We start from the raw sequence: 12052 nt of genomic DNA, 5'->3' as shown, positions 1-12052 counted from the left end.
ATTAACGCTCCTTTTTCGGCAATTCGATGCCCGAGAAAATCTTGATCACGGCGCTGTCGTCTTCTTTACCAAAGCCGGCATTGCTGGCCTCGGTAAACATATTGAGCGCGGTACTGGCAAGCGGCAGCGGGAAGTGCATCGCTTTCGCGCTGTCGGCCACCAAACCCAGGTCTTTGACAAAAATATCAACCATAGAAGTCGGGGTGTAATCCCCCTCCACCACATGCTTCATGCGGTTTTCGAACATCCAGGAATTACCGGCCGCATTGGTGACCACGTCGTACATCAGATCCAGCGGAATATCAGCACGGGCCGCCATGGCCATGGCTTCGGCCCCCACCGCAATGTGGACGCCAGCCAGCAGCTGATGAATAATTTTCACCGTCGAGCCTTTACCAATCTCCGGCCCCACGTTGTAGACTTTGGCCGCAACCGCATTTAACACAGGTTCCAGCTGGTCAAACACACCCGCTTCACCGGATGCCATTACCGTCAGATCGCCGCTGGCCGCTTTCACAGCACCGCCCGACACAGGCGCATCCAGCATACGTAAGTCATATTGTGCCAGTTTGGCTTCGATAGCTTTTGCATCATCGGCAGAGATAGTGGCGCACACCATCACAGGCGTACCGGCTTTTAACCTTGCAGCCAGACCCGACTCAAACAACACAGATTTCACCTGCTTCGCATTGACCACCAGCACAATCACGGCATCAAGCTGAGCCGCAAAATCCGTGCATTGCTGAGACGTGCCCTTTGCACCCGCATCAGCCAGTGCCTGACGGGCCGCATCGCTCAGATCAATACCGTAGACATCAAACCCGGCCCGGATACAGGACTTTGCCACGCCCATCCCCATAGAACCCAGTCCGATCACCGCAACAGAATGCATGTCGCTCATTGTGCAGGCCCCTTTGTTATATTTTGTGAATTAATGTTCATGTTTGTGATTCTAGGTGCAGACCCAGGATCATTCTGCCGAGCTCGTCACAAAAATTAACACCAATAAACACCTCCGATCTGATCTGTCAGGTGAAAAAATCAATGACTTCACACCTATCTCATAAAAATCAGCATGTTATATTTCACACATTCTCACCATACCTAACAAAAATTCACATCAGTAACACGTTAACGTGTTAGACTTGATGCCGTTATTGATCAGTGTGAGCGAAAAACCCCTATGATTCCTGCTGAACGTCAACGCGCCATCCTGGCCTTATTAGGAAACCAACAAGTCATCAGCATCAGTGAGCTGACCCAGCAACTGGATGTGTCTCACATGACTATCCGCCGCGATATTGCCAAGCTGGAGGCCGATGGCCGGGTGATGTCAGTCTCGGGTGGCGTGCAGTTGTCAGAGTCGATTCACATCGAGCTGCCCCACGACGATAAAATCGCGCAGCAACGGGATGAGAAAGCCAGGATCGGGCAACATGCGGCCAGCTATATCAAGCCACACAGTACGATTTATCTGGATGCGGGAACCACAACGCTGGAAATCGCGCACCAGTTGAACCACAGGGATGATCTGACCGTGATCACCAATGATTTCGCCATCGCCGCGTATCTGATGGCGCACTCAGATTGCATCCTTTATCACACCGGCGGCAAAGTGGATCGCCATAACCAATCCTGTGTGGGAGACAAAGCGGTGTCTTTGTTAAGGGAAATGAATGTGGATATGGCCTTCATCTCATCGTCATCCTGGAATCAACGCGGAATATCGACCCCCAGCGAAGATAAAGTGACAGTAAAACGGGCGATCGTGGCGGCAGCCAAAACCAATTATCTGGTCACAGACGCGTCAAAATACGGCAAAGTCGCGACCTTCCATGCGCTCGACATCAGCAGCTTTGACAAAGTCATCACTGACACAGCCCTGTCAGAAAGCAGCCTGCATGATTTCGCCGAAAAAGGCATAGCGGTGGACAGGGTTTAGGCAGCCTTGCTCACACGGGCTGATAACGAAAAGACAATTTCGTACAAAACAGCCCGCGGGCAAGTAAGATACAGTGCCGGGGAACACGGGGTATTCAGAGGCAGGATAATGGACAGGCAGAAAGCGAAGATCACATACGGGCAGGTGGATGAATTGGATGGCCTGGCATATCTGAATGCTGATTATATTGAACAGACTTTCTCCCGCCATTCTCACGAAGGGTATTGCATCGGTGTGATCAGTGCAGGTGCCCAAGGTTTTTACCACAACGGCGCCGAGCATCTGGCGCCACAAAACACCATTATTCTGGTGAACGCAGACGAGATTCACACCGGCTATTCCGCCACGGAAACGGGCTGGAGTTATCGCGCCCTGTATCCGTTACCCCAGCATTTTGAGCACATCAGTCAGGATTTAGGGCAGCCGGAATACGGCGCGCCTTACTTTCGCCAGTCTGTGGTGAAAGATGATGAATTAGCCGCCAGTTTACGTCATTTGTTCAATACGCTGGACCATTCAGAGGATACCCTGCTCAGAGAAACCCTGATCTACACCACACTGACGCAGCTGGTACTCAAGCATGGCGGTTCCCGGCTGAATATCAAACCGGCCAAAGGCTCAGCACAGTCGCTGCATCTGGTGAAAGAATTTCTGGATGAGTACCCGCAATGGCCGATCAGCCTGACAGAACTGGCGGCGCTGGCCTGCATGACGCCTTTCAGTCTGGTGCGGGCCTTCAAACGCCAATTTGGTTTACCGCCGCACGCCTATCAGATACAGGCCAGGCTCCGACTGGCCAGACACATGCTCAAACGCGGACTCTCGATTAAAGATGCCGCCGCAGAGGCAGGGTTTCACGACCAGAGCCATTTTCACCGCCATTTCAAAAGTGCAATGGGCATCACACCCGGCCACTATATGAAACACGTATAACTCTTTTTCCTGCTACATTAGTAAACATCGCTGACCAAGTTACGTCCTTTTTCACCCTGTCCGTCCATTTGAGGTGGTTCTAAGCCACTAAATAGTAAGAGCTTTATCAGCAAGGAAGGCTGTTATGATCATTGCATCCGCGTTTTCCCTCGTCTTTCTGGTTCTGGCATATACCCATGTGTTTGTCGATACCATAGATGTCGATGCCATCACCATTGTACTTATGGTATTAGCCACTCTGCCCTGGGTATTTCCTTACCTGAAATCGCTGGAACTGCCGGGGGGAATCAAAGTTGAAATGAAAAACGTGCTGGAAAAGGTTGAGCAGGCTGCCGCGGAAATAGATGACTCCGAGCAACCCAGTGGGTATCAGGGTGTGGATGCTGCCCTTGCCTTTATCGCCTTGCGGGTAGAAATAGAAAAAATCGTCCGCCGGTATCAGCCAGATCTGCGCTCAAGCCGTTATTCTCTGCCCGCGCGGCTGCACAAACTGGCAAAAGAAAACGTGATTAATCAACACTTAGCCGATGCCTTGCTCGAGATCGTTAAGCTAGGTAACGCCGCCTCTCAGGGGCAATTTGTTCACTCGGAAGAAGCGGAATTGATACTGATGCGATCCGGCCCGCTACTGGACAAACTGGAACATAACCTGAGCCAGTCCATGGTCGAGGCGCCCGCGATCATTTAATCTGCTAAGGCAGTTTTTCTATGTCTTCTTTAATCTGATAGCCCTTGTCGGTCACTATTTTTTCCAGTACGGACAGCCGTTCTCTGAGTTCGGTCATTTCCGCTCTCAAGGCTTCCGCTTCCTGGCTGGCCAGTCGATCCCTGTCCTTCTGTTTCGCCTGAAGGCGAAGGTATTGCTGGACAATAAGCGCACCAAAAATGATGGCAATAATCCAAACCGCTGTCATAAATACTCCCTTATCTTAATGCCGATAATCGCATTTCAGGTTCAGCGTAGCACCAATTTGATGCTCAGCCGTAGTGTCCAATCTACTCCTTGTGACACACAATCACCAAAAAGAAAAAGCCGCCTGTTCAAAGGCGGCTCAGTCATTTAGTGGCTCACTGCCATCGCTTGCTGTTGATCCGTCTGCGGCGGCAGACGATAACGCCCTTCCCTGTAGAGCTTGCCACCCAACAAGGCATGGGCCAGCGCACGCTGAGATTCCTGCTCAGAAATACCCGATGGCGTTAGTGTCTGCCGGCTAAAATCGTACTGGTAGCCGATGGCGGCTTTGCCCGGCTGCAGCACGACCAGTTTGTCTCTGGTCAGATACCCGAAGTTCTTATCAAACTGCATCATTGCCCGCTGATATTCCGGCGCGATCTCTTTGGTCAAGTCATGGCCAATCATAGGCGATGTGTTATCGGCACCGATCAGTGACAGCAAAGTAGGGGCCATATCAATGTTGCTGGCCAGGCGATCGTCCTGACGAGGCTGAATATCCCCGCCCAGAATGACCGCCGGAATGTGGAAGCGGTCGACCGGAACCGGTACATTACCTTCGGCACGGGCATCATGGTCGGCAATGACAATGAAAACCGTGTCTTTCCAGTATTCAGATTGCTTGGCTTTGGCGAAAAACTCGCCTAAGGCTTTATCGGAATACTTCACCGCGTTATTACGGGTATGTTCAGGTTGTTCATACAGTTCGATTTCACCATCGGGGAATTCGTACGGTGAGTGATTACTACTGGTGAACACCAGGCTGAAGAAAGGCTGGCCGGTTTGATGCAGCTTAGTAAATTGTTTGTCTGCCATCTGATACAGATCCTGATCTGAGGCACCCCAGGAGCCCACAAACTTAGGATTGACGAAATCAGGCAAATCAACAATATCTTCAAAACCATTGCCCAGGAAGAAAGACTTCATATTGTCAAAATGGCTTTCCCCGCCATAAATAAACTGGGTGTGGTATCCCTGGCGGTCCAGCAGTTCGGCAATAGTATAAAACCCGGTCTGGCTTTTACTTAACTTCACAACCGCACGGGACGGCGTTGGCGTAAAACCGGTTGTCATGGCTTCAATACCCCGCACTGAGCGCGTTCCAGTGGCATACACTTGAGTGAAGTTCCAGCCTTCTTGCATCAGGGCATCCAGATTCGGCGTGAGCGGCAGTCCGCCTAAACCACCGACAAAACGCGCACCCAGGCTTTCCTGAAGCAGGATCACCAGATTTTTCTTACCTTCAACGGTTGGCAGATTGGTATTCAGTGTTGGAATGTCATCTGATAAGAAAGTCTCAGGACGGCCAGAAGACGCCCGCACGGTTTCGATAATGTCATCCAGCGGCATTGTTCCGTAAAACTCTTCCGCGCTCTTTTCAGAAGCCATGTTCTTGGCGGCAAAAATGACAGAATACGAGGAATTCAGTGTCAGATCGTTGAGCAAAGGATCGGTAGAAAACGCCACCATGGCCGGATTCAACGGCCGGTGCTGGAAGGTTGAACGCGCGCCCATCACACCAAGAGCCACCACAAAAATCGCCAGCACAGGTCGCCAGTACCAGCGAGGAGCATCCAAATCTCGCACCGCATAGCCACTGAGCAACCAGCCAAGGCACAGGGTTAATACCGAACCAATCAGACCGATAGCCAGTTCCAGCTTATAACCCACCCACAACATGCTGAAGACTTCTTTCGGATAAATCAGGTATTCAATGAACAGGCGGTTCGGGCGCAAATTATATTCACTGATAAAACTTGGGGTCGCCAGTTCCATGTAAACCAGAATCCACAAGCCCGCCACCAGCCATAGCCGGAGAATGAACAACCAAATCTGGCCCAGAAGGCCATTCGTCGGCAGCAATGCCAATAACAACGAAGGAAGAATTAACAGCCAGCACAGTGTCGCGACATCGACTCTGATGCCGGATAAAAGGATTGATGGCCAATCTTGCCAACCGGTAATGTGATCAACCTGCCAGAGGGTGAGCGCAACGCGGGACACACTGAGCAAAATCAGAGACAGCAGAGTAAACAGGACGATGGGAAACATCACCCCGGTTATAGATTTAAGTTTTTGCATTACAAAGAGATCCAAATATTTGGTATCACCAAAGGATTACCAAAACAGCTTGAGGATGATCGCCAGCCAGATGCCGCCGGCCAGCAGCAGAGCAATAAATACCGCCGCAGAGCCAATGTCTTTCGCCCGGCCACTCAACTCATGAAACTCACTGCCAATTCGGTCTACCACAGCCTCAATCGCTGAATTGAGCAGCTCAACGATCACAACCAGAAATAAACTGGCAACGAGCAAAATGTGCTCGATAAAAGTGACAGGCAGGAAAAATGAAATGGTTGTTAGTGCAACAAGCAAAATAATTTCCTGTCTGATGGCCGCTTCATGCTTCCAGGCGGCTTTCAGTCCCTGGACCGAATAGCCCGCCGCTTTCACGATACGCACCAACCCAGTGTTACCCGGTTTCATAGTGTTCCTTGCTTAGTCATTAAGACGGCCGAAAATAGTGAAATATTGCTCTGCCTACAATCTGCAAAAACCCAGTTATGATGTTGCTCCCGCTTACAAGCGATCAAGTATTTCAATCTGTGAGGTCGAGCGCTTTTTTGTCACCACCAATTCAGAAAAACCCTTTACATCAAGATTAAAGATACAGTATGACTCGCGTTTCTTAAGAAAAACTTAAGAAATGCGAGCAAAATATTGACATTGTTGACTGAAAAGCGTTGCTAGATTGGTAGTTGCTGACCGGTTTTGACTGTTCGGATAGCCAGGTTGGTATGAATATCTTTTACCATGGTCAGGGTCTGTAGTTTGCGGATGAAAGCTTCGTAATGGGGTAAATCTCTGGCGACCACTTCTAACAGATAATCGTGTGCTCCGGATATGACATGCGCACTGATCACTTCAGGCATACCTGACATCACCTGCTCAAACTCATCAATGGGTTGATCCCTGTGATTATTCAGGCTGACATTGACAAAAAAGGTCATCATCAATCCCAGCTTCTGTCTGTCCAGGGTGGCCTGATATCCCGCGATAATACCATCTGATTCCAGCTTCTTTATCCGTCTGGCACAAGGTGACACCGACAGACCCACCTTATCGGCGATCTCAGCGGTGCTTTGACGTGCATCGCGCTGTATTTCAGTCAGAATCTGCTTATCTTTTTTATCCATCACGCCCGCATCCCGTCTGTTTGTTACTCATCACTAACAACAAGTTAGTAAAATAAGTCACTAATTTAAATAAAATTGGAAAAAATCACCAATATAGCAGAAATGGGTAGTTAAGTTTGCCAACTATTATCGCGTGCTTTTGCGGATACTGAAATCACTTCAATCGCAAGGATTACGCTGATGCAAAAGAACACGCCCGCTATGCTGACCGGACTGTTAGCCATGACGGTTACTTTAATGATCTGGTCCGGTTTTTTTATTTCACTGCGGGCCTCCAGCCAGTCAGATCTGACGATCGCCGATATTGCCCTGATACGCTTTGTTCCCGCCGCCCTGCTGTTTGGCTGGTTGTGCCGGCATAAAGCCAGGCACATTTTTCAGACCCCAAAGCGATACTTAGCGCTGATATGCTGGGGAGCCGGGCTACCCTACCTGCTTCTTGCCGGGTACGGGTTACATTATGTTCCTGTTGCGGATGGCGCTTCCTTAATTCCGGGTATATTGCCGCTTCTTGTGTCAGGTATTGCCGTCGTCTGCTTTGGCGAGCCTCTCTCACCGATGCGCCGGACCGGTTTAGCGTGTATCGCATTGGGTGTAGTGTGCTTTGTCGCCAAGTCACTGGCGAACGGGCAGCCCGGCATGCTGACTGGCTATGCCATTTTGTTACTGGCGAGTTTTAGCTGGGCCTGGTTTACCATAGCGATGCGCGTCTCTGGCCTGTCAGCAACAGAAGGGGCGGCTGTGATTGCAATATCAGGATGTGGCCTGCTACTGGCTGGTTTTCTCAGCCAGACAATGACGTTTAATTTGCTGTCGGTGGACACTCAGGAAGTGATGTACCATTTTCTGGTTCAGGGAGTCGGTGTAGGGATAGTTTCCAGCCTGTGTTATACCTTGGCCATCTCACGGCTGGGGGCTGAAATGAGTGCCGCGCTGGGGGCATTTACGCCGGTTTTAGCGGCACTGATGGCGATTCCACTCTTTTCCGAACCCCTCACCGGGCAAACGATGATCGCTATGGCGTTGATTGTGATCGGCGCGCTCACGGCCAGCGAAGTCATACCGTTCCCCATCAGCAGAAGTAAGATAGTGAAAAAAGCCATGCGTTAAATTGAGTCGCTGTCAGGCCATGCCCATCTGGTTTTTGTATTTCTCAACGGCTTTTTCATAGAAAGCACGTTCGTCATCATCAGAAATGCTTTCCGCCTGATTAAAGAACACTTCAGGCCCGGCTTTGCCGTTTTTTAACTGCCAAACGGCGTAAGCCGCCTGCTTATCAAGTTCAATACGGTTTTTCTCAGAAGCCGATAACAAAGAAAGATTATGCATGGTTTTCCTTACAATTACGGAGTCAACGCTTGGGTCTGGCGACATAGTAACGAATTCAGCGTTAAAATGAAGACCTGCTTGTACTACCCGGTAGCCTCAAGGCGCTGGTTACCTGTCTGCCTCAGGTCAAAAACCAAGGTGGGATGTCACCACCCAGGTAAATACAACCACGATCATCGCGATTAAAGTCACACTGAGGATCGGATTCAGGGTACGCCGATTGGGGTGACGTATCGCATCGATAACGCTTGGCTCATCGCTTTTCATGTCAGGCTGAACGAACTGATGAAAATGGGTTTGCCCTGCGCTGATACAATCCTGCTCTCCGTCTATCACCTGGGCATCAAACCATCTGTGTCTGTCGACTAAACGTTCAGCAGGCACATTTCGCGGAGAACCAAACCGCCCGGTTCTGGACTCAATGATACTGATCACTAAGAGGTGTTTTGACTCGCCCCACACCCAGCAGGGAAGAAAATTACCCTGAATATCGACTCGGCACGGAAAAGGATAAGTGTCATTCTTCAATAATTGGGAAACTGGCATGCCCGGAGACTGCAGCGCCTGCTGCGCATTTTCAAGCCAGGGATCAATGGCATCTCTGAAAACATTCTGTCGCAGCGGTAACAAGCGAGACAGACCGCGTAAAATGAACGCCTGGCAATCCGGCCGTACCTGATTAGCTTGCCAGTAATCCTGCACCGGACCACATTCCGACAACGCCAGAAAAACAGCCCGACTGGTTTTCTCATATCGTTCAAAATTGGTCATGAATGCCTCCGCCGCAATCGGGCGTTGCTTATCCTGGCTGTCACCGGATAAACAACCCCATAAACAGAACACAATACGGGTTGCGGGCAGAACAGGTGTTGATCTCGCTACTGTTTCCGCGCTTTTTCAGCACTCAATGACGGTTACAATCCGAATCCTACGCTCAACAGGATAGCGTTACTGTCAACCTCTCCCATATCCCGGTATTCATAGCCGAGTGTCAAATCCAGCAAAGGTATAATACCCAGCACGAAACCGGCCCCGCCGGCAAATCCCCAGCCATCATCCTTGTGTGTCACACCGGCTAATTTACGATCCACATCGTAATAGTTAGTGCCGGCTCTGGCATAAACACTACCCACCAACAGTGGAATATCGGCCTGAAGTGTCAGCGGCACAGAGGTATAATCAATATCATTTTTTGCCGATGACAACGATGAATCCACTTCCGCACTACCAATGGCTAACCCGGCATTGACACTAAAAATACTGGTCACCTGATAAGACGCATTGACCCCGTATTCATAGCCATAATCAGAGTTACCGTCATACTCCAGGCGGGATGCACCTGCATTGGCCCCGACAGATAAACCTAAAATGTCAGCGCTGGCTGGCAGGCTTAACACTGCAAGCGCCGCTGATAGCATCAATTTTTTCATGTTAACGTTCCTTCGTAGCAAAAGAGTGAAAACTGTCGTTGCAGACTGTGCCCAATTAATCAATAGCCCATATCTTTATTTTCGCCAACTAAACACATCTTAAAAACAAGCAGATAGTTATCTCTGCCTGTGTTTTTCTTTCCTGTTTCACACACCAGAGATAATCACGCAAAGCAATGATATCGATTACATTCATTTTTACCCGTTTCCTGAATTCAACAATCTTATCCTAGTCTTAAAAAGTAAGAATAATTCACACAAGGTACTGTTATATAAATATTTATACTAAAAAACACAGCTTTATTCATCATGTTGAATAACTCAGTACAATAATAAAACGCAAACGATTAACTTCCTGTTTTCAACAGATTTGGTAAATAACTCTGGATCGACAGCTGAACAATCAATAAAATGTGACTAACTTCAAAAGTTGCTCTTGGTAACTTCACTAGACTGGCTCCCTGATTCAGCAACAGTTCTTCACTGACTCTCATTGAGTTTCTGCCACTGCTGTGCTGATGTTTTTTTCAGATAAGACGTACCACTTGAGTACGACATACAACAGAGGGTAAACACATGAACGAGATTCTGCTTGCAACTATTGCAGGAGTCGTTGTCGGTCTCTTTTTCAGTGCAGTAAAACTGCCACTACCCGCTCCGCCAGTACTGTCTGGCATCATGGGGATTGTGGGTGTTTACCTGGGTGGTATGGCATACCAAGCAGTGGTTGAACGTTTCTTCTCATAATTTTTTAAAACGAATAACTTGTCAGGAGTCCGCTATGGCTACCCCGCATATCAATGCCGAATTTGGTGATTTCGCAGAAACAGTACTGATGCCAGGTGACCCGCTGCGTGCGAAACTGATCGCAGAAACGTATCTGGAAGATGCCAAAGAAGTCTGCAATGTACGCAACATGTTTGGATACACAGGCACCTATAAAGGCAAGAAAGTGTCTGTGATGGGCCATGGTATGGGTATCCCGTCCTGCTCTATCTATGTTCACGAACTCATCAAAGACTTCGGTGTTAAGAACATCATCCGTATCGGCAGCTGCGGTACAGTGAGCGATGACATCAAACTGATGGATATCGTGATTGCTATGGGTGCATCCACCGACTCCAAAGTGAACCGCATCCGTTTTAACAACCATGACTTTGCCGCCATTGCCGATTTCCACCTGCTGGAAACAGCGGTAAACCAGGCGCGAGAGCAAAACGTGCCGGTTCGTGTCGGCAACGTGTTCTCTGCCGATTTGTTCTACAGCCCTGAAGCTGACCTGTTCGATAAGATGAACAAGCTGAACATTCTGGGTGTCGACATGGAAGCCGCCGGTATCTATGGTGTTGCAGCAGAGCTGGGTGCGAAAGCGCTGACCATTCTGACAGTGTCTGACCACATTACCCGTGGCGAGCACCTGAGTTCTGAAGATCGTCAGAAGTCATTCCACTCTATGATGCAAGTTGCGCTGGAAACAGCGATCACTATCTGATGCATCTGATCCGGTCTGTCATATACAGGCCGGATTGCGTATTTAAGGCCGGCGCCAATGCTCCGCCTTAGTAAAGAATTAGTCAGCTCAATCAGGGGATTTGCCTGTCGCAGCTCAAAAATTGGTAAAATGTGGCGTCTTACACAATTTGAAGCGGGTTTACCCGGGCGACAATGCTATGCCTGGCAGTTTGGGCCAACTAATGGGTGTCGGGTCATCGTATGCAGTAATGACTCGGCACCTTTTTCCGTGCAGGTTTTCGCTGTAGTCCGTACACGAGGAGGGTGGCAAGCATGATGACAAATCAAAAACACTCTGCAACCTTGCCGCCAGCCAGCGGGCACTGGCAATTGAATCATTGCAAAACTGTGCATTGCCAGAATTTTGGTTCCCGTAATCCAGACGACTATATCATTCAGAGAACCAATCCAAACCGTCCTGCCTTCATTTGCAAAGAATGCGGCGCTTTTCCTCCCCTTATCAGCAATCAGAATGTCATCGCAGAATGGCGTTACCTGAAATTACAGCAAAGTAACGGCTTACCCGCCTGCAGCAATCTGGACTGTGACAATCTGGGGTTGCCCGTACTGACACATCGCCACCTGTATCATGCCTTTGGTTACAGTGGTGATCGTCAGCGTTATCGCTGCAAAAGCTGTCAGGCGACGTTTGTCGACAGATGGTCTGGCTTTAATCCTAAACACCAGGTTCAGCAAAAGCTGCTCGCCCTGCTGTTTACCGGTCATCCCATCCGGGATATCTGCCGGCGACTCGGTA

15 protein-coding genes are annotated in these 12052 nt (G+C 49.4%); 7 read left to right on the top strand and 8 right to left on the bottom strand.

Features of this window, described 5'->3' with window-relative positions; all coding sequences use genetic code 11:
• Position 1: 1 nt before the first annotated feature.
• Positions 2-901 carry an L-threonate dehydrogenase gene (ltnD, locus tag P0Y67_RS15605; RefSeq protein WP_342392609.1) on the bottom strand — a complete coding sequence of 300 codons (900 nt, stop codon included), beginning with the start codon at positions 899-901 and terminating at the stop codon, positions 2-4.
• 282 nt (positions 902-1183) lie between these two features.
• Between ltnD and P0Y67_RS15600 the strand changes: the two genes are divergently transcribed.
• From P0Y67_RS15600 to P0Y67_RS15590, 3 genes are all read left to right on the top strand, one after another.
• A complete protein-coding gene (locus tag P0Y67_RS15600; RefSeq protein ID WP_342392608.1) occupies positions 1184-1942 on the top strand; it encodes a DeoR/GlpR family DNA-binding transcription regulator in 759 nt (252 codons plus the stop codon).
• 108 nt (positions 1943-2050) lie between these two features.
• Positions 2051-2875, top strand: a complete 825-nt coding sequence (locus P0Y67_RS15595) for a helix-turn-helix transcriptional regulator (RefSeq protein ID WP_342392607.1) — start codon at positions 2051-2053, stop codon at positions 2873-2875.
• A gap of 124 nt (positions 2876-2999) precedes the next feature.
• The gene (locus P0Y67_RS15590; RefSeq protein WP_342392606.1) at positions 3000-3563 is read left to right on the top strand and encodes a DUF4145 domain-containing protein; all 564 of its coding nucleotides are present in this window, start codon (positions 3000-3002) and stop codon (positions 3561-3563) included.
• A gap of 4 nt (positions 3564-3567) precedes the next feature.
• Here the strand turns inward: P0Y67_RS15590 and P0Y67_RS15585 are convergent, their stop codons facing one another.
• From P0Y67_RS15585 to P0Y67_RS15570, 4 genes are all read right to left on the bottom strand, one after another.
• Entirely contained in the window at positions 3568-3789 is a 222-nt protein-coding gene (locus P0Y67_RS15585) for a hypothetical protein (RefSeq protein WP_192016320.1), read from the bottom strand.
• A 146-nt stretch (positions 3790-3935) separates the two neighbouring features.
• Positions 3936-5909 (bottom strand): LTA synthase family protein, encoded by a 1974-nt coding sequence (locus tag P0Y67_RS15580; RefSeq protein WP_342392605.1) that lies wholly within the window; start codon positions 5907-5909, stop codon positions 3936-3938.
• Positions 5910-5945: 36 nt separating this feature from the next.
• Positions 5946-6314 (bottom strand): diacylglycerol kinase, encoded by a 369-nt coding sequence (locus tag P0Y67_RS15575; protein WP_342392604.1) that lies wholly within the window; start codon positions 6312-6314, stop codon positions 5946-5948.
• 260 nt (positions 6315-6574) lie between these two features.
• Positions 6575-7024 (bottom strand): Lrp/AsnC family transcriptional regulator, encoded by a 450-nt coding sequence (locus tag P0Y67_RS15570; RefSeq protein ID WP_027254278.1) that lies wholly within the window; start codon positions 7022-7024, stop codon positions 6575-6577.
• A 180-nt stretch (positions 7025-7204) separates the two neighbouring features.
• On the opposite strand from P0Y67_RS15570, the gene P0Y67_RS15565 reads away from it, so the two are divergent.
• Complete coding sequence (locus tag P0Y67_RS15565; RefSeq protein WP_342392603.1) at positions 7205-8134, top strand: DMT family transporter; 930 nt, start codon at positions 7205-7207, stop codon at positions 8132-8134.
• 12 nt (positions 8135-8146) lie between these two features.
• Here the strand turns inward: P0Y67_RS15565 and P0Y67_RS15560 are convergent, their stop codons facing one another.
• The 3 genes from P0Y67_RS15560 to P0Y67_RS15550 form a co-directional block, all read right to left on the bottom strand.
• Complete coding sequence (locus P0Y67_RS15560) at positions 8147-8353, bottom strand: DUF3283 family protein (RefSeq protein WP_218387299.1); 207 nt, start codon at positions 8351-8353, stop codon at positions 8147-8149.
• A gap of 126 nt (positions 8354-8479) precedes the next feature.
• Complete coding sequence (locus P0Y67_RS15555; protein ID WP_342392602.1) at positions 8480-9124, bottom strand: hypothetical protein; 645 nt, start codon at positions 9122-9124, stop codon at positions 8480-8482.
• A gap of 143 nt (positions 9125-9267) precedes the next feature.
• Entirely contained in the window at positions 9268-9783 is a 516-nt protein-coding gene (locus tag P0Y67_RS15550; RefSeq protein ID WP_342392601.1) for an outer membrane beta-barrel protein, read from the bottom strand.
• Positions 9784-10359: 576 nt separating this feature from the next.
• On the opposite strand from P0Y67_RS15550, the gene P0Y67_RS15545 reads away from it, so the two are divergent.
• From P0Y67_RS15545 to P0Y67_RS15535, 3 genes are all read left to right on the top strand, one after another.
• Entirely contained in the window at positions 10360-10530 is a 171-nt protein-coding gene (locus P0Y67_RS15545) for a XapX domain-containing protein (RefSeq protein ID WP_036760236.1), read from the top strand.
• Between the two features lie 34 nt (positions 10531-10564).
• Positions 10565-11275, top strand: coding sequence for a purine-nucleoside phosphorylase (gene deoD, locus P0Y67_RS15540; protein WP_342392600.1), 711 nt, complete (start codon positions 10565-10567; stop codon positions 11273-11275).
• Between the two features lie 293 nt (positions 11276-11568).
• Positions 11569-12052: transposase (locus P0Y67_RS15535; protein ID WP_446728846.1), on the top strand; the 484-nt coding region annotated here is incomplete at its 3' end.

Origin of the sequence: Photobacterium sp. SP02, from assembly GCF_038519165.1 — a bacterium.
Classification (GTDB): domain Bacteria; phylum Pseudomonadota; class Gammaproteobacteria; order Enterobacterales; family Vibrionaceae; genus Photobacterium; species Photobacterium halotolerans.
Note: the sequence above shows the minus strand (reverse complement) of the source record. Positions and strands in the feature narration are given on the sequence as shown.